Genomic DNA, 21,745 nt, shown 5'->3' with positions numbered 1-21,745 from the left:
GCCACCGGACCCGGTGGTTAATGCTGGTCTTACTTGTTGGCTACGGCCTTGGGGCCCGCGGTGCCGCCGAGCGTCGACTCAACCCACACGGTGCCCGGGTTGGTGGTGCCGGCGGCCGCGTTGCGGAGCCGCAGGCTGTAGACGCCGCCCGTTGCCGGTGCCACCGCTGCGGTGACAGCTGCCTGGCCCAGGACCCGGCCGGTCGGCCCGCCGACGCGGAGGGTGATGGTGCCGCCAACCACGGAGCTGGTGCCGTCGATCCGAAGGTCGCCGGTCCTCCACTGTGCGACGCCGATGGTCACCCGGTCAGTAGTGGGGACTACCTTGACTTCATCCGTCCGGACCGTCGTGCCAACCGTGACCGTCAGCCGGAACGTGAGCGGGTTGTTGGTCATCGGCGACTGGAAGACCGGAAGGCTGAACGTCGGCTTGAGCGTGGTGGCCCCGGCCAGCGTGACCTTGTCCGGATCGGTGGGGGAGGCCAGGACCTGCTCCCACTTGTAGGTGGCTCCGGCGGTGGTGGAGCCGGTGCCGTCCAGGGTGACAGTAGTGGCCGTGGTGCGGCGGACAACGTTCTGGTCCGGTCCGGCGATGGCCACCACGGTGCCCTGGGCAGTGACGGACGCGGTCTTGGCGGATTCGGGCCCGGTGCCGTTGACGTTGCTGGCCTTGATGGTGAACTGGTAGGCGGTGTCGCCGGCGAGTCCGTCGTAGACCAGGGACGTGGCGGTGCCCGGGGCCGTCTTGGGTGCGCCGAACGCGGTGCCGTCGGCGGTGTAGGCCTGGATCGTGTAGCCGGTGATGGTAAGGCCTGCGGCGCCGGGGTTCGGGGCGGTCCAGGCGAGGCTTGCGGTGCCCTGGCCAACAACCGGTGCCCCTGTGAAGGCCGGAGCCGACGGTACCGGATCGTTGGTGACCGTAAACACCGCCTGGTTGACGGTGGAAACGTTGCCTGAGGGGTCGAAGGCGGCAAACTTCAGGGTGGTGGTGGCCGGGAGGTCCATCGGTCCGGTGTAGCGGATCGCGGTGGCGCCGAGTACTCCGCCGGAGAGGACCGGTTCGGAACCGTCAACGGTGTAGTAGATGTCGCTGCCGGTTTCGTTGGCCGTGAGCGTCACCCGCTGGGCCACCGGCGAGGTGCCGCCGTTGGGTGTGGCGGATACCGTCGGAGCCGTGCTGTCCGTGACAGGGATGGCGTGTGCCGCCGGGTAGGTCTCCCCGACGCTGCTGACGCCGACCACGTAGACGTCGTAGTCCTCGGCGGCGGAAAGCCCGGTGATGGTGGTGCTGGCGGCGGCCTGGCCCGAGATGCGCTTGCCGATCTCCACCTGCTCACCGTTGGTTACGGTCTTGCCGACTGCGACGGCGCGGTAGCCGGTGATGGCGGGGGTTCCGGGGATGGCTTCGGCCGGGGTCCAGTTCAGCTTGATTCCGCCGGATACCTTGGCGGCAGTGATGCCGGACGGCGCGGGTGGCCCGGACTGCAGGGGACCGTTGGGGCAGCCGCCCATGCCGGGACCGCCGGGTTCGCCGTACTCCGCGATGGTCAGGCCCTGGCGGTTGGCGTCAGCGTCCTCAAACTCCCAGGCCATGGCGCGCTCGCCGAGGCCCGCGTCGGCTGCGATTTGAGCGGTGGCGGCGTCGTCGAAGGTGTAGGTTGCGGTGAAGGTATCGCCGGTGACCACCAGGCCGGAGGAGTAGCCGCCCTTGGGTGCGGGAGTCGAAGGGCCGGGGATGGCACGGATGTCGCGCCGGGCCACCGTGGTGTCCCGGAGCGCCGGTTCAATGATGCGCTGTTCCAGCTGGGCGGGGTTGACCCCTGCACCGATGTGCCCCTTGACGGTGAGTGTGGTGCCGCTGAGCACGGAATCGCCGGTCACGTAGGCGTCCTGGACGGTGGTCGATCCGCCGTCAGTGGCGCCGAACTTGATCGAGACGACGTCGCCGGGGAGGATGTCCGGCGTGATGTTCAGGCCGGTTCCAGCGCCCCAGCAGTAGCCGCCGGGATGGTTGACTTCGAAGGCGACATCGCCGGCCGCCACCACACCCTGGGCTGAGCCGACCACCTTGCCGGCGCGGCTCACCTCTACGGTGCCGGTCTCTCCGATGTGGTTCTGGTACCCCTCGATCGTGACGAAGTCGCGGTTGGGGAAGACAACAATGTTGTCCGGGAAAGTAGGTACCGCGGCGCTGGCGGCGGGAATGGCGAACATGGACGTTGAGCAGATAACCGCGGAGACGGTGGCAAAGACGCCGGCCCTGCGGGCTCCGGGAAGGCGAGAAGTGTGCGCTCCCGGCTCGCTTTGTGCTGATTTCATGATGACCTCATCGATCCGAGGTGCGCGACCCTCACGCACAATCACAGAATCAATAAGTCCCCTTGGGGAAACGCTGGGTGTTTCGGCTTGGAAAAACGCCCCGCCGCTCCGGTTCGACCGCATTTTTGGGCCCCCCACACGGAGGGGTCCATAAAGGGGAAGAGGGCGGTTTGCCCTTGTCAGGGCTGGCATTTTCAGCGTTCAGTCATCAGGGGGACGTGCACCCCGCGGAGGGGTGGAAACCCCCACTTCCCCCAGCGCGGGGGGATCAGGATTCCGGGTTTCCCCAAGGGAAAGGCCGGAAATAGGGCCGGCCTCAGCTCTGGCGGGCCTTCTTCGCTGCCTTCTTGGCAGTCTCGTCCTTCACCCGCTGCGCTTCGGCGCGGACGGCGGCGTGCGTGGCCCGCTCGGCGACCAGCCACGCAGGGGGAGCCTGCAGCAGCGCGGAAATTTCCGCCGTCGTCAGCGCCTCTTCCACGCCGCCGCGGGCCAGACCGCTGATGGAGATGTTGAGCTTCTGCGCCACCACCGGGCGGGGGTGCGGGCCGTTGCGACGCAGTTCGGCCAGCCACTCCGGCGGGTTGGACTGCAGCTCGGCGAAATCGGCGCGGGTGATGGTTGAATCCTGGAACTCCTGGGGCGTCGCAGGCAGGTAGATGCCAAGTTTCTTGGCAACGGTGGCCGGCTTCATGGACTGGGAGTTAGCAGAGGTCATGCATTAAGGGTATCCGGCTGCGCCGTGTCCCCCGACCAAGGCTGTCCCTGGCCGCGCCGCGCTGTGCGTGCCGGTGGCAGTACTGTGAAGGTGTGCCCGCTGAAGATGACCCCACCCTGGATCCGGCCGCGCCGGAGTCCCCGCCGCGCGAGCTCCGCTTTGCCTACGTTGCCGGCGTGACGCCGGGGAAGTGGATCCGGCGCTGGGAGGAACGGATGCCGCACGTTCCACTGCGGTCGTTCATGTCCGACGGCGGCGCGCAGCTTTCGGTGCTGCGCGACGGTTCGGCGGACCTTAGCTTTGTCCGCCTGCCGGTGGACCGCGAAGGCCTGAACGTCATCCCGCTGTACGAGGAGCAGGCCGTGGTGGTGGCGCCCAAGGGCCACGAGGTCACCGTGTTCGAGGACGTGGCACTGGAGGACCTGGCCGAGGAAACCTTCCTCGACGCCGATGAGCTTGGCGGGCCGGAAATGGCCCTGCAGGTGGTCGCGTCCGGCGCGGGCCTGCTGATCCTTCCCATGTCAGTGGCGCGGCACTTCAACGTCAAGGACACCGTGGCCCGCCGCCTCACCGGGGCTCCGGGAACGCAGATCGCACTCGCCTGGCCCAGCGACGCCACGGACGAGGTCATTGAGGAGTTCATCGGCATCGTCCGGGGCCGCACCGCGCAAAGTTCACGGCAGCCGTCGGCCCGGCAGGAAAAACCGAAGAGGGAGCCCAAGCCGGACCGCCGCGGCAGCGGAGCAGGAGCCGGCGGCAAGAAGCCGAAAGTTGCACAGCGGTACGCGCCCAACCCGGACAAGGGCCGCGGCAAGGGCTCGCGGAAGAAGGGCAAGCGCTAGCCAGGGACCGGAACGCGTCCCCGTTCACGCTTATGGGGGGACCATCCCGGCGGCTCCCGAATCCGTGCCGGGCCCGTCGCCTTGGCAGTCGCGCAGGTGCGCCAGCAGTGCCTGTTCCGGGCTTCCGGGGTTCTCGCCCAGGTGCCGCAGCAGCGCCATCCTGACGTCCGTATCGGTGGCCTCGTCAGCGAGGACGTGGCTGATCACGCCCATGATCTGGCGCCGAAGGCCTTCCTCCTGCATGGGACCACGCTCCTTTGCTCCTCGCTAGAGTCTGCCTCCGGACCGTTGTGAATAACCGGGAGCCTGCAGGATCGCCCGCATATGCGGCGGCCATTGCTAGGGGGCCCACCCCGTGGGTGGCGGCGGATGGCCTGTCCCACCTATTCAGGTGGGACAGTTTCCCGCAGGCGCCGCTTCCCAAGGTTTTCTGGAGTCGCGCGGCGCACCATGGCTGTGTTTCCACTTTTTGGCCGGCGCCAACGCCGGCGCCGAAGCCATCACAACCAGCTGGGAGGACGTCATGGCAACAACACGGAGGGACGTGTTGAAACTAAGCCTGTTAGGCGGCGCAGTCGCCGTCACAGCATCAAACGCGGGGCCGGCGCTCGCCGGTGTCCAGGGGCGGCGCGGTGCGGATGACGCCGAGACAGCGATTGCGACACCAAGCACGCTTGCCCCGGCGAACATGCCGGTTCCGTTCACCACCGTCTTCCGGCGTCCGCCGGAACTGCTTCCCTATGCGACCGGCCGGGACCGCGACGGCACGCCGTTCGCGAAATATGCCCTGAACCAAAAGCTGGGCAAGGCCCAGATCGCGCGGGGGCTCAGCACCACCCTGGCGGGATACAACGGCATTTTCCCGGGCCCCACCGTCCGCGTGCAGCAGGGAACCCGGACCGAGCTGAGGATCAGTAACCGCCTTCCTGCGACCGGCCTGCTGTACCCGAACACCTTCAACACAGTCACCCACCTGCACGGCTCGGCGTCGCTGCCCCAGTACGACGGCTACGCCAACGACCGCACCGCGCCCGGCAGGGTAAAGAACTACCACTATCCAAACTGGCAAGCGGCGCGGACGCTCTGGTATCACGACCACAACCACATGCTGACGGCGCAGGGCGTCTACTCGGGGCTCGCCTCCATCTACTCCATCACCAACGCGGGTGAGCGGGCGCAACTGCCGCAGGGCGAGTTCGACGTTCCCATCCTGGTCTCGGACGTGATGCTGAACGCCGACGGATCCCTCGGCTACAACGACAACGGCCACGCGGGGCTGTGGGGCGACATCATCATGGTCAACGGAGTGCCGTGGCCCACCATGAAGGTCAAGCCGCGCATCTACCGGTTCCGGTTCCTGGTCGGCTCGATCACCCGCTCCTACCGGTTCGCCCTGTCCAACGGCGATCCGTTCCATGTGGTGGGCACCGACGCCGGGATGACCCCGAAGGTGCAGGCGGTGTCCTCCTGGCGGCAGGGCACAGCTGAACGCTACGAGGTGCTGATCGACTTCCGGAAGTACAAGCCGGGGCAGTCCGTGGAGCTGCGGAACCTGAGCAACAAGAACAACGTGAACTTCGCCAACACCGGCAAGGTCATGAAGTTCGAGGTGGTGGCCGATTCCCCCGCCCAGCCCGGATCCCGCACGATCAGCTCGATCCCCACCACGCTGGACCCCGGCCCGCATCCCACCAGGGCCATCGGCGGGCTGGACACCATGGCGCTGACCCCGGACATGGCCGTCGCCAAGAGGATCCTCCGGGTCCAGCGGCAGGGCGGCGAATGGACCATCAACGGTGAAACCTGGGACACCGTGGAGAAGTCCAACTTCACCCGCTGCTTCGCCAACCCGCAGCGCAACCAGGTGGAGCAGTGGACCATCGTCAATGAGTCCGGCGGGTGGTTCCATCCGGTCCACATCCACCTCATCGACGGCAAGATCATCGGCCGCAATACCAACGGCGGCAAGCCCTTCGCCTGGGAAGGCGGGCCGAAGGACGTCTTCTACGCGGGCGAGAACGAGTCGGTCACGGTCCTCATGCAGTTCGACACCGGCAAGCACGTCGGCGGGCGGTACATGGTGCACTGCCACAACCTCGTGCACGAGGACCACGACATGATGGTCCAGTTCTCCGTGGGCGACCTGCGGAACAACGACCCCATCAACGCCGACAAGCCAGTGCTGGAAACCCGGCCCGAGGGGTACTATGCGTCGAAGTACAAGCCGGCCTACCGGGCGGGAACCTGACATGAACCGGACGCTCCTGATCGCACCGGCGGTGCTGCTGGCCTTCTCCCTGGCCGGCTGCACCGGCGGTGTCCAGGCCAGCCCCACGGCAAACCCGGCCCCCAGCCCGCCCGCAAGCAGCGCCGCCGTCGCAGACCGGGTCCTCGCGCAGGCAGAGGAGGGCCAGGACCTGGGCAACGGGCGGCCCACCGTCAGCTACGACGGACTCATGGTCCGGCGCCGGGTGGTGATCGCCGTCCACACCGGGCTGGAGGCCGACGTCGCCGGCATCCGCAAGCGGCTGGACGCGGCTGCCGAGGCAACGGGCACCGTCCTGTCCGCCATCTCGCCTGACGTGCTCGAACCTGCAGTGCTGCAGCAGATGGTCCCCGAGGTCATCGTGGCCCTTCCGTCAACGGCCACTCCCGACGACGGACGCACCATTGTGCGGTCAGTCACCGAGGCGGACACCGGGAAACTGGGCGTGAAGAACTTCTACGTCCTGCCTGTCCTGGTGCATGACCTGCGGTTCAGCGTTGCCGCAGCGGACCCCGCCGCAGTGTCGGCTGCGGTGGACAGGGAGGGCATCGTTTCCGACGCGCTCGGCAACTACAGCACCCAGGCACAGGGCGGGCAGCTCAGCATCAGCTACACGGGCCCGCTGCTCGGCGACGAAACCGTGGAGAGCGTCCGCGAGGGCATCAGCAGGCAGGCGAAGGTTCCGGCCGCCGAGGTGACCGTCGCCCCAAGGTCGGCGTCCGGAACCGGCGTGGATATGGCCGCCGAACCGCCGTGGGACGCGGAACAGCTCGAAGGCCAGGCAATACATCCGCACACGGAGTGATTGATCATCTCCAGACCAGAAATTGGGCGGAGAGGAACGATAGGAGGAAACAGTGAGAAGCATGTCCAGCCCCACCATCCGGGACGTTGCCGAACGGGCCGGGGTCTCACTGACGACGGTGTCCTACGTGCTGTCCGGCAGGAGCGGAGGCACCACCCGGATCAGCCCGTCGACGCATGAACGCGTCATGGCCGCCGTGGACCATCTTGGCTACGTGCCCAACCAGGCGGCACGCGGAATGCGCCGCGGCAGGACGGACCTGGTGGCCATCGCCATTGATGACCTGGAATGGCCGGCGGACCGGGCGCTGGCCACGGCCGCCGCCGCGATACTTCCGCGGCACGGCTACCAGCCGGTCATCCTGCTCGGCCAGTCGTGGCGGAAGTTCATGCTGGCCGGCGGCGCCGACGGTGTGATCGTGGGCGTCCTGCCCAGCTCCGAGGAAGAGGACCACGCCATCGCCGAACTGGCCAGGCGCGGCATCGCACAGGTGGTCATCTCCGAGTCGGTGCACGCCGAACAGGCGGTGGAACTGCTCATGGACCGGATGGCGGGGTACGCGGCCCAGGCCGCAGAGAACCAGGCCTCCTGGAAACGCCTCAGCGGGCATGCCCTCTTCGGCGGCAGCGCGCTCCAGATGCTGAACGAGGTGCTGTCCGCCGCCGGCGCGTTTGCCGAGCAGATCCCCGTCTTCTAGGGATCGTCTTCCAGGGATCAGCCGGTTCCGGCAACGGGTGCCGGTGGCCGCGTAACAATCGGACCTGCCGCGTGCCCGCAATCTGGGCGAGGCGCGGGCGGTTCCGGCCCGTCACGGTCCGTAGCAGGCCGCAACATCAGCCGCCTTTGCAGCCCGTTTCTGTCGCCATGCGTCATCCGATGTCCCCGGAAGGCGCCCGCCATTACGCACTGTTTACTTTGAAGTCCCCGCGCGTCCGGCGGCCGCCATCCACGGCCCGGGCCGGCAGGTTACGCCCCGTTTCCCCTCGTGACCGTGCCCTTCAGGCGGTGGTCCATCTCTGCTCTCATGGTGGACACCAAACGCCTTGAACGACCTGCTGAAGGGAAGCACCCCATGACCTCCGGAACCGGGCCGATACCGAAAATCAGCCTTCAAAACATCACCAAGAAGTTCACGGTGCGGCCCAGCAAGGACAACCCGGAAGGGGCGGTCCTGACCGCCCTGGACGGCATCTCCCTTGACGTCTCCGCAGGCGAGTTCATCACCCTGGTGGGTCCCAGCGGCTCCGGCAAGACCACGCTGCTGGACCTCCTGGCAGGCCTCACCAAGCCGGACACCGGCCAGGTGCTGGTGGACGGCCGGGAAGTGGCGGGACCGGGCCGGGACCGCGCCGTCGTTTTCCAGCAGTATGCGCTGTTCCCCTGGCGCACGGCCGCCGCCAACGTGTCCTTCGGACTGGAAGGCGTGGGCAGCGACGGGAAGCGCTACACCCGCAAGGAACGCGCCGGGAAGGCACGCGAATACCTCGAGCTTGTGGGCCTTGGCGGATTTGAAGACCGGTACCCCCACGAACTGTCCGGCGGCATGAAGCAGCGCGTGGCCATCGCCCGCAGCCTGGCCTACGAGCCGGACATCCTGCTGATGGACGAACCCTTCGCCGCACTGGACGCCCAGACGCGAGAGCAGCTCCAGACCGAGCTGCTGCGGATCTGGGCCACCACTGGCAAGACCATCATCTTCATCACCCACGGCATCGACGAGGCCGTCTACCTCGGCCAGCGCGTGGCCGTGCTCAGCTCCCGGCCGGGACGGCTGAAGGAAATCGTGGACATCGAACTCGGGGACCGCTCCGGTGACGAGGACGTCCGCTCCAACCCGGCCTTCGTCGAACACCGGCACAAGGTCTGGTCACTGCTGCACGACGAGGTACGCCGTGCCCAGGAAGCCGGGCACGCAAAGATCCAGCCCGACGGAACGGCGCCGGATGAAACCAGGACCATCACCACCGGAAAGGCAGCCTGATGAGCACGCCAACACTGACCAAGGAAGCCGAAACGGAAACGCGGACCGGTCCCGCGGCGGCCGCCGGGGAGGCAACGGCGGAGCGCAATCCGGCGCTACGTCCGGGACCCGGCAGGACACCGGCGGCCAGGCTGCGCCTGTATGCCCTGCAGGGCGGCAAGGCTGTGTGGGGTGCCGGGGCCATCATCCTGTTCCTCCTGCTCTGGGAACTGGGTCCCACCTACCTCGCGCCGGCATCGACCAGGGTGTTCCTTCCACCCCTGCACGTGGTGCTCGAGGCACTGGGCACACTCATCGCAAACGGCCAGCTGCAGAACCACCTTGCCGCCAGCCTGAGCCGGTCCGCCAGCGGCTTCGGCATCGCCGTCGTCACGGCCGTGGCCCTCGGACTGCTCGTGGCCTGGTACGGCGCCCTTGACCGTTTCCTCAACCCGCTGCTGGAGGTCTTCCGGAACACGGCCGCCCTGGCCCTGCTCCCGGTGTTCACGCTGCTGCTGGGCATCGGGGAGACCTCCAAGATCAGCATCGTGGCCTACGCGGCGTTCTTCCCGGTGCTGCTGAACACCATCGCCGGCGTCCGGACCGTTGACCCGCTGCTGATCCGTGCCGCCCGCTCACTGGGGCTGTCCAACTTCCAGCTGTTCCAGAAGGTGATCCTTCCGTCCGCCGTGCCCACCATCTTCACCGGCATCCGGATGGCCGGCACATCCTCCATCCTCGTCCTGATCGCCGCCGAAATGGTCGGTGCCAAGGCCGGGCTGGGCTACCTGATCGTCAATTCCCAGATGAGCTTCCTCATCCCGGACATGTACGCGGGCATCCTGACCGTGTCCCTGCTAGGCCTGCTGGTCAACTACCTGCTGGTCGCCGTCGAACGCCATTTCTCCCGCTGGCGGACCGCTGTCGGGTCCCGGACCGCCTGACCCGCCCCCAGATCACAACGAACCAGACCCACAAGGAACCAGACGATGCCTGAACGCACCCCAGCCAAGACCAACGACGGCGGCGCCCGCCAACTTCACCTGAACGCCTTCCTGATGAGCACCGGACACCATGAGGCGTCCTGGCGGCTTCCCGAAACCGACAGTTTCGCCGGAACGCAGGTGGCACACTTCCAGCAGCTCGCCCGCACCGCGGAACGCGGCACATTTGACTCGATCTTCTTCGCCGACTCGCCCGTCCTGTTCGGCGACGTGCGCCAGCGTCCCCAAGGAACGCTCGAACCAACGGTCCTGCTTAGCGCCATCGCCGCCGTGACCAAGCGGATCGGGCTGATCGGCACCGCCTCCACCACCTACAACGACCCCTACAACCTGGCCCGCCGGTTCGCCTCGCTGGACCACATCAGTGGCGGCCGGGCCGGCTGGAACGTGGTGACGACGGCCGGCGAGGCTGCCGCGCGGAACTTCTCCCTGGAGGACCAGCCCGCGCACTGGCGCCGCTATGAACGCGCCGCCGAGTTCCTCGACGCCGCCAGGAAGCTCTGGGACAGCTGGGAAGACGATGCGGCGGTGGGGGACAAGGCCGGCGGGGTCTGGGCGGACAGCTCCCGGGTCCATGCCATCGACCACACCGGCCGCTACTTCCGGATCCAGGGTCCCCTGGATGTGCCGCGTTCGCCCCAGGGCCACCCCGTCATAGTGCAGGCAGGCTCCTCCGAAGACGGCAAGGACTTCGCCGCCCGCTACGCCGAGGCGGTGTTCACCGCGCAGCAGACCCTCGCCGAGGCCCAGCGCTTCTACGCCGACCTGAAACGGAAGACGGCCGCCGTGGGCCGCAACCCGGAACACATCAAGATCCTCCCCGGCATCGTCCCGGTGATCGGCTCCACCGAGCACGAGGCGCGGCGGCTGGAGAGGCAGCTCGATGAGCTCATTCACCCCGAGCACGCGCGGAAGCAGTTGGCCGGCGTCCTTCGCGTCTCACCGGAATCCCTGCCGCTGGACGCGCAGCTTCCCGAGGACCTTCCTTCGGAGGACGCGATCGAGGGCGCCAAGAGCCGGTACACGCTGATTGTGGAACTGGCCCGGCGCGAACGGCTCACGGTCCGCCAGCTCATCGGCAGGCTGGGCGGCGGCCGCGGGCACCGCACTTTCTCCGGAACGCCCGAACAGGTGGCAGACGCCATCCAGGAATGGTTTGAGAAGGGCGCGGCAGACGGCTTCAACATCATGCCGCCCGTGTTGCCGTCCGGCCTGGACACCTTCGTGGACCACGTCATTCCGATCCTGCGGTCCCGCGGGCTGTTCCGCCAGCAGTACACGGGGCACACCCTGCGTGAACACTACGGACTGCCGCGGCCCGCGAACGTCTTTGCCCCGGCAGGCTCCGAGGAAGCCGTACCCGCTTAGGCTTCCCGCTGCTCCGGCAGGGGCTTCCGGGCAAGCCAGGCAGCGACGATGGCACCGGAGATGTTGTGCCAGAGTGAGAACACCGCGGACGGCAGGGCCGCCAGCGGGGTGAAGTGGGCGGTGGCCAGCGTTGCCGCCAGGCCGGAGTTCTGCATGCCGACCTCGAACGCGAGTGCCCGGCGCGCCTTGGCGTCCAGGCGGCCGAGCTTGCCGGCCAGGTAGCCGAGCCCCAGACCGAAGCCGTTGTGCAGCACCACGGCCAGGAACACGATGCCGCCGGCAGCCAGGATCTTGCTGGCGCTTCCCGCCACCACCACCGCCACGATGAGGGAAATAACGACGGCGGAGGCCCAGGGGAGTGCCGGCAGGGCCTTGGCGACGAGGTTCTTGAGGAACAGCCGGGCCAGCAGGCCGGCGATCACCGGCAGCAGCACGGTCTTGACGATGTCCAGCACCATGCCGCCGGCGTCGATGGTCAGGAAGGAACCAGCCAGGAACAGCACCAGGACGGGGGTGACCACCGGGGCGATCAGGGTGGACACGCTGGCGACCGCCACGGAGAGGGCCACATCGCCCTTGGCCAGGAACGCCATCACGTTGGAGGCGGTGCCGGACGGCGCGCAGCCCACGAGGATCAGTCCCACGGCGAGGGCGGGTTCCAGGTGGAGAAGGGTGGCGATCGCCCAGCCTGCGCCGGGCATGATCACGTAGTGGGCCACGATGCCCAGCACCACGGCCCAGGGCCTGCGGGCAACGGCAGTGAAGTCCGGCGGCGTCAGCGTCAGGCCCATGCAGAACATGATGATTCCCAGCAGGTACGGGACCCCCGGGCCGAGCGGTTTGAAGGCGCCGGGAAGCAGGAACCCGGCAACGCCGGCCGCGAGCACCAGGAGGGGGAAGACGGTCACCGCGACGCGCGCAATCCTGGCTTCCGCGGCCAGGGCCGGATTCAGTGGTGCGGCGCCGGCCTCCGTGGCCGAGGGAGCGGATACGGGGTCTTTTGTTGCCTCAAGCATTCAATAATGCTGGCACCGGAGCGCCGCAGCGGCCAATTCATGACTGATGTCAGACAAATGTGTCGTGCCCAGGAAATTTTCCCTGCGGGACAGCGGGACCTTGATCGTTCCCGGTGCGATACTGGATTGCACTGGATCGGCATTCAAGGGGACGGAATGATCCTAGACACGGCAACACTGCGGGTTGCCTTCGCCGCGATGGCCCTGGTTCTGGCGCTGCTGTTCTACTTTTCGACGTTCCGCAGCACCCGCTCGCCCTACAGCGCCTGGTGGTGCGCCGCGCTGCTCCTGTTCCTCTCCGGCTCGGCCTCGTTCCTGCTCAACGGCACGCCGCAACAGGTCTGGGCCAATCCGCTGGGCAACTTCCTGCTGGTGTCCGGCGCGGCAAGTGTCTGGGCCGGGGCGCGCTCCCTCCGGAACCTGAAGTACAACCTGTGGCTGTCCGTGGCGCTGCCCGTCATTGCCGGCGCCGCCGCCGGCGTCGACAGCCCGGGATCCAATACGTGGGCCGGGGGTGCCGTTTTCCTGGCCTCCATGGCCGTCCTTGTCGGACTGGCTTCGCACGAACTGTGGCGGCTTGAACCCGGGTACTCCCGGGTGAGGATCCCCATGGCCATCGCGGCCGGAGGGGTGGCCTTCTTCTACTCCTGCCGCCTGGTGGTGTTCCTCATCCAGGGGCCAAACGGTCCCGTTTTCACTACCTACTTCGGGTCGGCGGTGACCACCATGGTCACCATGGTGCTGCTGGTGGTGGTTTCCTTCAGCATGGCGGGCCTGAGCACCGAGCAGCAGACGCGGGCGCTGCGGACGGTCGCCACCCAGGACGGGCTCACGGGCCTCCTTAACCGGGGAGCTTTCCTGGAGGCGGCGGCCGAAGAGCTGGAACGCAGCAAGGCCGCCAACAGCGGCGGCTCGCTGATCCTCGCCGACCTGGATCACTTCAAGTCGGTCAACGACACCTTCGGCCACGCGGCGGGCGACCTTGCACTGCAGGCATTCGCCGAGGCGTGCGGCGCATCGGTCCGGTCCACGGACGTCGCCGGGCGCTACGGCGGCGAGGAGTTCATCCTCCTGCTTCCCGGCGCGGGCCCCAAGAGCGCGGAAATCATTGCGAATGAAATCAGCAGGAGGCTGGCGGGGCTGCACATCCCGGAGCTGCTGCGGATGCCGACCGTCAGCTACGGCATTTCCACCTACAACGCGAAAACGGCCGATCTCGACGAGGTGATCGCGGCCGCGGACGTTGCCCTCTATGAAGCCAAATCGCAGGGGCGGAACCGCACGGTCAGGGGCTAAGAGCTCATCCGGTTCCCCAGGCACCGGATCCGGAATGCATGGGGGACAATCCGGACCCGGCGATCCTGGCTCGCAGCCGGAGACTGCGGTCTTTCATCAGGCATAGCCAGTGTTTCCCACCATCCTTGTAGAAAGGTGGGAGCACCTTGGGGGATGGCCGTGTTCCGCCGCCCCCAAGGCAGCGGAACACGGCGGTTTCTTCAGTTCTGCTAGGCCGCGCGAACAAACGTGACGGGGCCCGTGGCGGTGAGCCAGGACAGCGGGTGGGCCATGGTGGCGTTGATGCCGTTCATGCCGCCGCTGATGACTTTGCCGGCGCCCGCGTAAATTGCCACGTGGCCGGACTGGACCACCATGTCGCCGGGCTGCGGGGTGGAGACCACCACGCCATGGTTCAGGAACTGCATGGGCGCGAGGTCACCCACAGGGATGCCGGCCGCGCCGAGGGCCTTCTCCACCATGGCGGTGCAGTCCTGCGTGATGCCGATCTGGGCGTAGGCCGACGCCAGCATGGTTGCGTTGACGCCCGCGGCAGCCTTGACGGGTGCCTTCGGGGCCGGAGCGGCAGCCTCGACGGTGACCTTCGGTGCGGCCGCGGCCGGCGCAGCTGCAGCCTTGGGGGCCGCGGTAGCAACGGGCGCGGCAGCGACGGTGGCGGCTGCAGGTGCCGCGGTCTTCCTTACTGCCGGCTTTTCGACGACGGGTGCTGCCGCCACGGGGGCCGGGGCCGACTTGACCGCGGGGCGTTCAAACTCGATCCTGACGCTGGAGGCAGCGTTCAGCGGAGCCTGGACCTGGCTGGCGGCCGCGGCGGCCGGTGCCTGCGCCGGCTGGGCCGGAACGTTCGCGGCGTTGGCTGCGACGCTGCCGGTGAAGGCCAGCCCGGAGGCGGCAAGGATGGCCGCAGCACGGCGGCCAGAAATAATGCGGAACGACATGAAGAAGCCTCTCCCGATGCCTGCGAGGTGAGCTGTCGGATTCGGATGGGAGGCACCCGGCCGCGGTCCTGAGCGTGGTCAGGAACTGCGCGGCTTCACCCCAAGACCCGCTATAAGCGGGCCGAAAAGTGGTTTCCCCGTCTCTGCCGGACATGGGTCTTCGGTTGGTTCCTCGGGCTGCGGCAGAGTTAGGCAATCAGCGCGGGAGTGCCCTATCGGTGAAAAAGGCACGTTTTCCACCGTACGGGAGGCATCGTTCAATGTCACATTAAGGTAACGGCGCCGTGTCGTTCACTTCCGGTTTGCCCGCGTCATGTAGAGGGGCGGGGCCTGATTGGTGTGGTGAGCCTCACTCTGCGGCGTTGAGCTTGCCGGCCAGCCGTTCCCGCATCTGAATGCTGGCCGAGTTGAGGCCGATCAGTTCCACCTCCCGGCCGTGCCTGCGGTATTTCTCCGTGACGGAGTCCAGCACGGCGATGGTGGAGGCATCCCACAGGTGCGAGGCGTGCAGGTCGATCACCACGCTGTCGATGTCCGGCTCGGCGTCGCGGGCGTAGTTGAACTGCGTGTAGAGGTCGTTGGAGGAGGCGAAGAACAGTTCGCCGTCCACAGTGTAGGTGGCCACCGTCCGGCCGTTGAGCTCCACTTCCGTACGGTCGACGGTGGCGAAATGGGCCACGCGGCGGGCGAACATCGCCATCGCCGCCAAAACCCCGACGCCGACGCCGATCGCCAGATTGTGCGTGACCACCACCGTGCCCACGGTGATCAGCATGACGGCGGTTTCCGATTTGGGCATCCGCTTCAGCGTTGCGGGTGCAACAGAGTGCCAGTCGAAAGTGATGGCCGAGACGAAGATCATCACCGCCACCAGCGCCGCCATGGGGATGAGACCCACGATGTCGCCCAGGGTGACCACCAGCACCAGCAGGAAGGCGCCCGCGAGGAACGTGGACACCCGGCTCCGGGCGCCGGAGCCCTTGACGTTGATCATGGTCTGCCCGATTACCGCGCAGCCGCCCATGCCGCCCAGGAACCCGGTGACGATGTTGGCCACGCCCTGGCCCCAGGATTCGCGGGTCTTGTTGGAGCGGGTGTCGGTGATGTCGTCCACAAGCTTGGCCGTCATCAGGGATTCCAGCAGCCCCACCAGCGCCATGGACAGCGAGAACGGTGCGATGGTCTGGAAGGTTTCCCACGTCAGCGGCACCTGAGGGATGAACAGCGTGGGCAGGCTTTCCGGCAGCTGGCCCTTGTCCTGGACGGCGGGCACGTCGATCCCGGCCACCACGGTGAGGACCGTCAGGAGGACGATGGCCACCAAAGGTGACGGCACCGCCGTCGTGATCCTGCGGAAGCCGACGACAATCAGCAGGCCCGCGGCGACCAGCGGATACACGGGCCAGGGAACCCCGATCAGTTCCGGCAGCTGGGCCATGAACACGAGGATGGCAAGCGCGTTCACGAAGCCCACCATCACCGAGCGCGGGATGAACCGCATGAGCCGGGTGACGCCCAGGACGGCGAGCAGGATCTGAAAGACCCCGGCGAGGATCACCGCGGCAATCAGGTGGTCCAGCCCGTGGCTGCGCATCAGGGGCGCGATCACCAGGGCGACAGCGCCTGTTGCGGCCGAGATCATGGCAGGCCGGCCGCCAACGAAGGAGATGGTGACCGCCATGGTGAAGGAGGCGAACAGCCCGATCCGGGGATCCACGCCGGCGATCACGGAGAACGCGATGGCTTCCGGAATGAGGGCGAGGGCCACCACCAGTCCGGCGAGGGCCTCGGTCTTGAGGCGCCGCGGGGAACGGAGAGTGGCCCGGACGGACTGGAGCTGTTCGGGCTTCATGGAACTCTATTTCTTGGTCTGGCGGTAGCGCTCGATCTGCTTCAGCCGCCGCAGGAGGCTGTCGCGCCGCGGGTGGGGAACGGCGTCGGGCGCCTCGGCGGTGAGGTCGATATGTTTGGTGCCGTACTGCCACAGCAGGAGGTCATCCAGGAGGCGGTCGGGACCGGGGGAGTAGCGGTGGTCCAGGGCCCTGCGGACCTCGGTGATCCGGTTGGCGCTGAGCAGTCCGGCGAGCTGCACGGTCTGCTTGAGTCCGTGGGCCGCCAGGAGTTCGGCCGCCCATCCCCAGTCATCATCCACTTTACGGTCTACGTGGGGAAGCAGGGTGCGCCAGACATCGCGGATGCGGTTGGGGGTGAGCTGTGCCGCGCCCTCGCCGTCCACGTCCCAGTAGCTGCGGACCTCCTCATAGCGTTCATGCAGGTCGGCGAAGGCGCTCTCCACGGTTTCCAGCATGGCGGCGGTGGCGGTGAACTGGCGGTCGAAGTGCGGCGTCCAGGCGCGCGGGTCCTCCGCCTTGAACCGGATGTCGTGCTCGATCTCGCTCCAGGCGTGCGCGAAGACGGTGCGGATCTGACATTCGAAGAAGTAGCTGCCGTTGGGCGGGACCTCGGAGTTGAACACCTGCTGGTAGTTCTTCACGACGTCGTTCTGGATGGTGCGCAGGATCAGGTGCCGGCTGGAGTAGCCGTACGTTCCGGACTCGATGGAGCCGATGTCCTTTTCGCGGTCCCCGCGGCAGTCGAAGAGGTGCCGCTGGCGCTTGATCAGGTTGGCCACCAGTGCGTTCTCCGCCGGCAGCTTGGTGATGACGCGCACGCCCACCATGTCGTTGAGGGTCCGGAACGGGTCCGGGAACTTAAGGAGCCGTGGGCCGCCCTCTTCCAGTGGTTCCTCGGTCCGGGAGATCTTCTCCCGGAAGGAATCCGCCGACTTGGTCCGGCCGGTGACGAACAGCGGGGTGACCTCGGTGTCCTTGAGCATGGTCCGCAGTATCTGCAGGACTTCCCGGGTGACAAGCTTCAGGGCAGGCCGGACACGCTCATAGAGTTCCACGCTTTCCTGCACGGAGTCGCGCTGAGTGACGTCCAGGCGATCCCAGTTGCTTGCCATGGTTCCAAACTATCAAGGCGGCGCCACAGTGCGCCGGTGACACCCCTGCCACTGCAGCCCCTTCTGCCCCGCGGAAGCGGCGTCCATGTAGGCTCGGCACATGGCTGTTGTGCGCCGTCGTGCCTGCAAGCCCGGACCCCGGGCGCGCGGGCGGCGGCAAGGGGGGCCAGGCGCCCCGTTCGAAGGATCCTAGGAGGATGCAGTGAAGCGGCAGAAGTACCACTACGGTGACCACCCCAGCCAGTGGGGCGAGCTCTTCCTGCCGGAGACACCTGCCGCACGCAACGGCAAACCGCCCTCCGCCCGCGGCGTCGCTGTGGTGATCCACGGCGGCTACTGGCGCTCGCAGTACGGCGCCGAGCTTGGCGAGCCGCTGGCCAAGGACCTTGCGGCGCACGGCATCGTGGCCTGGAACCTGGAGTACCGCAGGGCAGGTAACGGCGGCGGCTGGCCGCGGACCTTTGAGGATATCCTCGCCGGGATCGACAAGCTCCGCCAGGTGGCGGGCGAGCACGACCTCGACCTGAACCGCGTGGTGGCGCTGGGCCACTCGGCCGGCGGCCACCTGGCCGTCTGGGCGGCCGGCAGGGACCGGCTTGCGGGACTCGGTGCGGCCGACGCCGACCGCCAGGTCGGCCGGAACCTCAACGGTGAAGCCGTCCACCTGACAGGCGTGGTCAGCCAGTCCGGGCTGCTCAACCTCGCGCAGGCGGAATGGCTGGACCTCAGCAACGGCGCCGTCAGCAACTTCCTGGGCGGCTCCGCCGAAAGGTACCCCAAACGCCATAAATACGCCGACCCGATGAGCGCCGTGCCGCTGACCATCCCGGTCTACGCGGTCCACGGGCTCGACGACGACACCGTGCCGGTCAGCCAGTCCGAGGCCTACGCCACCGCCGCCCGCGCAGCCGGAGCGCCGGTCCAGGTGGTCAAGGTCCCCGGCGACCACTTCTCGCTGATCGACCCCAAGACCCCGTCCTACCGGAAGTGCCGCGAGCTGGTGCAGGAGCTGCTGCAGCTCTAGGCTCCTGGGCGCTGGCCGGGGAACTCCTGCGGCGTCCATTCGTTGCACTGATATAGGCCCGGCCGGTCAATCCACTCCGGCGGTAAGTATGCTTATCATCAACCGCGAATGCCGCAGACGCCACAACGGAGGGACATTGCCTTGTCTGATCTCACTGCCATCGCCCTGATCTGCACGCTCACGCCGTCGCCGTCGTCATCCAGCAGCGAACTCATGGCCAGCCATGTGCTGGACGAGCTGGCCAAAAACGGCGTCCAGACCTCATCCGTCCGCGTGGTGGACCTGGACATCAAACCCGGCGTGGAGGTGGACATGGGTGGCGGCGACGAATGGCCGGCGCTGCGGACCAGGATCCTGGCCGCGGACATCCTGCTGCTGGCCACGCCCATCTGGATGGGACACCCATGCAGCGTGGCGCAGCGCGTGGTGGAGCGTCTCGACGCCGACCTGCAGGAGACCGACAGCCAGGGCCGGCCCATCATGTACGGGAAGGTGGGCCTCGTGGCGGTGGTGGGCAACGAGGACGGAGCCCACAAGGTGGTGGCCGACATGCAGCAGGCGCTGAACGACGTCGGCTTCTCGCTTCCCGCGCAGGGTTCCACATACTGGGTGGGCGAGGCGATGCAGACCGTGGACTTCAAGGATCTCCCGGAGGTTCCCAAGAACATTGCCCACTCGATCACCAGCATGGCCCGCAACGCCGCACATCTGTCCCGCCAGCTCCGGGCCGCCCCGTACCCCGCCGATGAGTGAGATTCCGCCAATGGACTTGACCCGGAAATGGACGCCGGTTGCTAGCGGCGTCGGCAAGGAGGACTCTTGTAGGTGGGGACTGAGGTACTTTTGTATATTACGATCCCGGGTTTCACTAGGAGATACACATGGGTGAACCCATCATGCGGTGGACAGCTTGATCCGGCTTCGAAAGCTGGCGCGCGCGGCGTCTGTACTGACAACTCCCCTGGCCCCGGAGGACATCCTCGCGCTCTTTGACCCGGTGTTTTCCGCCCGGCAGTTGCGCGGCGTGGTCACCAAGGTTGTGCCTGAAACAGCGGATTCAGCCACCATCCATTTCCGGCCCGGCCGCGGCTGGAAGGCCCATAAGGCAGGGCAGTGGGCGCGGATCGGCGTGGAGCTGGACGGCGTCCGGCACTGGCGCTCCTATTCGCTGAGCGCCCCGGCGGGGGAGGACCCCGCCATCACGGTGAGCGACATGGGTGCCGTGTCCGGCGTCCTGGTCCGCAACACCAGGCCAGGGGACGTCCTGTTCCTCGCGCCGCCGCAGGGCGACTTCGTCCTCCCCGAACACCCCCGGCCGCTCCTGATGCTCACCGCCGGCAGCGGCATCTCCCCCGTGATGTCCATGGTCCGTACGCTGGTGCCGCACCGCCCAGACGCCGACGTGGTGCTGGTCCATTCCGCCCGCATGCCGGAGGACAGTATCTTCCGCGAGGAGCTTTCCGAGCTCGCGGACCAGTTTCCCAACTTCCGTGTCACGCACTGGTTCACGGGGGAGCGCGGCCGGGTGGACTTTGGTTCCGCCGCCGGGCTGGACGCCCTGTGCCCCGACTGGCGCCGCCGGGCTGCCTACGCCTGCGGCCCGGAAGGGTTCCTCGACGATGCTGAAGCCCTGTGGGCCGCCGAAGCGGCCGCCAACTCCAAGGACCCCAAGTCAGCCCGGACAGGCGGGGCCACCGGCCCCTTCGCGGCCGACCCCGTCAACCTCATCATCGAACGCTTCAACACCAGCCTGCTGGGCGGCGAGGGGCACGACGGCGGTTTGGTCACCTTTGAGGCCTCCGACCGCGAGGTGGAGGCCGACGGCGACACCCCCCTTCTCGACGTCGGCGAAGACGCCGGCGTCCTCATGCCCAGCGGCTGCCGCATGGGCATCTGCCACAGCTGCCTGCTGCCCCTGCGTGCAGGGCAGGTCCGGGACCTGCGCACCGGTGAAGTCCACGGTGAACCGGGCCAACTAATCCAGACGTGCGTTTCGGCAGCCGCCGGGCCCGTTAACCTCGACATCTGAGGAGAAACACCAGCATGACTGCAATATCCGATCGCACAGCCGCGACTGCCACGACCACCGACAAACCCGTTACGAAACCGCGGCCGGGGGCCCTGGCGGCCACCGGCCGGCCAGCCGTGCGCCCGCCCGCCGCGGCGCACCTGACCGACGAGCAGGTGGCAGAGCTCGGCCGGGAGCTGGACGCCATCCGGGATGACATCCTGGCCAAGCGCGGCGCCTCCGATGCCGCCTACATCCGCCGGATGATCAAGATCCAGCGCGGGCTGGAGATCGGCGGCCGGGCGGCCTTGCTCAACAGCCGCGACAAGAAATTCTGGGTCCTGGGAACCAGCCTGCTCAGCCTTGCCAAGATCCTGGAAAACATGGAGATCGGCCACAACATCCTGCACGGCCAGTGGGACTGGATGCGGGACCCGGACATCCACTCCACCACGTGGGAATGGGACTTCGTGACCCCGGCGCGTTCGTGGCAGCACACCCACAACGACCTGCACCACCGCTGGACCAACGTGGTGGGCAAGGACAACGACGTCGGATACAACCTGCTGCGCATGGACGAGGACCAGCCCTGGACTCCGCGTGCCCTGGGCAATCCGCTGTACAACGCGATCCTCGCGCCGATTTTCGAATGGGGCATCGCGGTCTACGACCTTGAGCTCGTCGAATACAAGGAGGGCAAGAAGAGCAAGGAGGCCATGACCCGGGACCTCAAGGCACTCGGCGTCAAGGCCCTCAAGCAGTTCACCAAGGACTACGCCGCCACCCCGGCCGTGGCCATGCTCACCGGTTCGGGCAAGCAGGCCCTCATCGGCACGCTCACCGCCAATGCCGTCCGCAACGTCTGGGCGCACGCCGTGATCTTCTGCGGGCACTTCCCCGAAGGGACGGATACGTTCACGGAGGAGATGGTGGAGGGCGAGACCCGCGGCGACTGGTACGTCCGGCAGATGATCGGTTCGGCCAACATTTCCGGCTCCAAGTTCATGCACATCATGACCGGCAACCTGTCCCACCAGATCGAGCACCACCTCTTCCCGGACCTGCCGTCCAACCGGTACGGGGAAGTGGCGCCCAAGGTGCAGGAAATCTGCCGCCGCTACGGCCTGCCGTACACCACAGGGCCGCTGCTGAAGCAGGTGGGATCCTCCTGGGCGAAGGTCTTCAAGCTCGCGCTGCCGGGGAAGAAAGCCTAGGGGTTT

Annotated in this window: 19 protein-coding genes and 1 riboswitch; of the genes, 12 read left to right on the top strand and 7 right to left on the bottom strand. The window is 67.4% G+C overall.

All coding sequences use genetic code 11. The features are described from left to right. Window positions 1-29: 29 nt before the first annotated feature. Together ACFQ50_RS09450 and ACFQ50_RS09445 are read right to left on the bottom strand one after the other, a co-directional pair. Window positions 30-2,318, bottom strand: coding sequence for a fibronectin type III domain-containing protein (locus ACFQ50_RS09450; RefSeq protein WP_377995266.1), 2,289 nt, complete (start codon window positions 2,316-2,318; stop codon window positions 30-32). 316 nt (window positions 2,319-2,634) lie between these two features. After that, window positions 2,635-3,033: a DUF5997 family protein gene (locus ACFQ50_RS09445; RefSeq protein ID WP_377995265.1), complete on the bottom strand. Its 399-nt coding sequence runs from the start codon at window positions 3,031-3,033 to the stop codon at window positions 2,635-2,637. A 92-nt stretch (window positions 3,034-3,125) separates the two neighbouring features. On the opposite strand from ACFQ50_RS09445, the gene ACFQ50_RS09440 reads away from it, so the two are divergent. Then, window positions 3,126-3,875, top strand: coding sequence for a LysR family transcriptional regulator substrate-binding protein (locus ACFQ50_RS09440; RefSeq protein ID WP_377995264.1), 750 nt, complete (start codon window positions 3,126-3,128; stop codon window positions 3,873-3,875). 30 nt (window positions 3,876-3,905) lie between these two features. On the opposite strand, the gene ACFQ50_RS09435 is transcribed toward ACFQ50_RS09440, so the two are convergent. After that, window positions 3,906-4,118 (bottom strand): hypothetical protein, encoded by a 213-nt coding sequence (locus ACFQ50_RS09435; protein WP_377995263.1) that lies wholly within the window; start codon window positions 4,116-4,118, stop codon window positions 3,906-3,908. A 280-nt stretch (window positions 4,119-4,398) separates the two neighbouring features. Here ACFQ50_RS09435 and ACFQ50_RS09430 point away from each other — a divergent pair, with 280 nt between their 5' ends. From ACFQ50_RS09430 to ACFQ50_RS09405, 6 genes are all read left to right on the top strand, one after another. Continuing rightward, a complete protein-coding gene (locus ACFQ50_RS09430) occupies window positions 4,399-6,123 on the top strand; it encodes a multicopper oxidase family protein (RefSeq protein WP_377995262.1) in 1,725 nt (574 codons plus the stop codon). A gap of 1 nt (window position 6,124) precedes the next feature. Continuing rightward, on the top strand, window positions 6,125-6,946 hold the full coding sequence (locus tag ACFQ50_RS09425; RefSeq protein ID WP_377995261.1) for a hypothetical protein: 822 nt from the start codon (window positions 6,125-6,127) through the stop codon (window positions 6,944-6,946). A gap of 61 nt (window positions 6,947-7,007) precedes the next feature. Further along, window positions 7,008-7,643: a LacI family DNA-binding transcriptional regulator gene (locus tag ACFQ50_RS09420; RefSeq protein ID WP_377995260.1), complete on the top strand. Its 636-nt coding sequence runs from the start codon at window positions 7,008-7,010 to the stop codon at window positions 7,641-7,643. A 375-nt stretch (window positions 7,644-8,018) separates the two neighbouring features. Further along, window positions 8,019-8,927 (top strand): ABC transporter ATP-binding protein, encoded by a 909-nt coding sequence (locus tag ACFQ50_RS09415; RefSeq protein WP_377995259.1) that lies wholly within the window; start codon window positions 8,019-8,021, stop codon window positions 8,925-8,927. Then, window positions 8,927-9,850, top strand: coding sequence for an ABC transporter permease (locus ACFQ50_RS09410; protein WP_377995258.1), 924 nt, complete (start codon window positions 8,927-8,929; stop codon window positions 9,848-9,850). The genes ACFQ50_RS09415 and ACFQ50_RS09410 overlap by 1 nt, the downstream gene beginning before the upstream one ends. A 45-nt stretch (window positions 9,851-9,895) precedes the next feature. After that, the gene (locus ACFQ50_RS09405; protein WP_377995257.1) at window positions 9,896-11,278 is read left to right on the top strand and encodes an LLM class flavin-dependent oxidoreductase; all 1,383 of its coding nucleotides are present in this window, start codon (window positions 9,896-9,898) and stop codon (window positions 11,276-11,278) included. On the opposite strand, the gene ACFQ50_RS09400 is transcribed toward ACFQ50_RS09405, so the two are convergent. Then, a complete protein-coding gene (locus ACFQ50_RS09400; RefSeq protein WP_377995256.1) occupies window positions 11,275-12,294 on the bottom strand; it encodes a bile acid:sodium symporter family protein in 1,020 nt (339 codons plus the stop codon). The genes ACFQ50_RS09405 and ACFQ50_RS09400 overlap by 4 nt on opposite strands. A gap of 156 nt (window positions 12,295-12,450) precedes the next feature. On the opposite strand from ACFQ50_RS09400, the gene ACFQ50_RS09395 reads away from it, so the two are divergent. Continuing rightward, window positions 12,451-13,590 carry a GGDEF domain-containing protein gene (locus ACFQ50_RS09395; RefSeq protein ID WP_377995255.1) on the top strand — a complete coding sequence of 380 codons (1,140 nt, stop codon included), beginning with the start codon at window positions 12,451-12,453 and terminating at the stop codon, window positions 13,588-13,590. 209 nt (window positions 13,591-13,799) lie between these two features. Here ACFQ50_RS09395 and ACFQ50_RS09390 read toward each other — a convergent pair whose 3' ends face one another. The 3 genes from ACFQ50_RS09390 to ACFQ50_RS09380 all read right to left on the bottom strand — a co-directional run bounded on the left by ACFQ50_RS09390 (window position 13,800) and on the right by ACFQ50_RS09380 (window position 17,493). After that, on the bottom strand, window positions 13,800-14,528 hold the full coding sequence (locus ACFQ50_RS09390) for a hypothetical protein (RefSeq protein WP_377995254.1): 729 nt from the start codon (window positions 14,526-14,528) through the stop codon (window positions 13,800-13,802). 3 nt (window positions 14,529-14,531) lie between these two features. After that, window positions 14,532-14,733: riboswitch (cyclic di-AMP (ydaO/yuaA leader) on the bottom strand. A 144-nt stretch (window positions 14,734-14,877) separates the two neighbouring features. Further along, window positions 14,878-16,380, bottom strand: a complete 1,503-nt coding sequence (locus ACFQ50_RS09385; protein ID WP_377995253.1) for a SulP family inorganic anion transporter — start codon at window positions 16,378-16,380, stop codon at window positions 14,878-14,880. Between the two features lie 6 nt (window positions 16,381-16,386). Then, the gene (locus ACFQ50_RS09380; RefSeq protein WP_377995252.1) at window positions 16,387-17,493 is read right to left on the bottom strand and encodes a GTP pyrophosphokinase family protein; all 1,107 of its coding nucleotides are present in this window, start codon (window positions 17,491-17,493) and stop codon (window positions 16,387-16,389) included. Between the two features lie 202 nt (window positions 17,494-17,695). On the opposite strand from ACFQ50_RS09380, the gene ACFQ50_RS09375 reads away from it, so the two are divergent. The 4 genes from ACFQ50_RS09375 (at window position 17,696) to ACFQ50_RS09360 (ending at window position 21,739) form a co-directional block, all read left to right on the top strand. Continuing rightward, window positions 17,696-18,517 (top strand): alpha/beta hydrolase, encoded by an 822-nt coding sequence (locus ACFQ50_RS09375; RefSeq protein ID WP_377995251.1) that lies wholly within the window; start codon window positions 17,696-17,698, stop codon window positions 18,515-18,517. 141 nt (window positions 18,518-18,658) lie between these two features. Continuing rightward, complete coding sequence (locus ACFQ50_RS09370) at window positions 18,659-19,270, top strand: flavodoxin family protein (protein ID WP_377995250.1); 612 nt, start codon at window positions 18,659-18,661, stop codon at window positions 19,268-19,270. Between the two features lie 157 nt (window positions 19,271-19,427). After that, window positions 19,428-20,546: a ferredoxin reductase gene (locus ACFQ50_RS09365; protein WP_377995267.1), complete on the top strand. Its 1,119-nt coding sequence runs from the start codon at window positions 19,428-19,430 to the stop codon at window positions 20,544-20,546. Window positions 20,547-20,560: 14 nt separating this feature from the next. Further along, window positions 20,561-21,739 (top strand): fatty acid desaturase family protein, encoded by a 1,179-nt coding sequence (locus ACFQ50_RS09360; protein ID WP_377995249.1) that lies wholly within the window; start codon window positions 20,561-20,563, stop codon window positions 21,737-21,739. Window positions 21,740-21,745 lie beyond the last annotated feature (6 nt).

This window comes from Arthrobacter sp. NPDC056493, from assembly GCF_042795115.1.
Lineage (GTDB): Bacteria > Actinomycetota > Actinomycetes > Actinomycetales > Micrococcaceae > Arthrobacter.
This window is presented reverse-complemented; position numbering and strand designations above follow the sequence as displayed.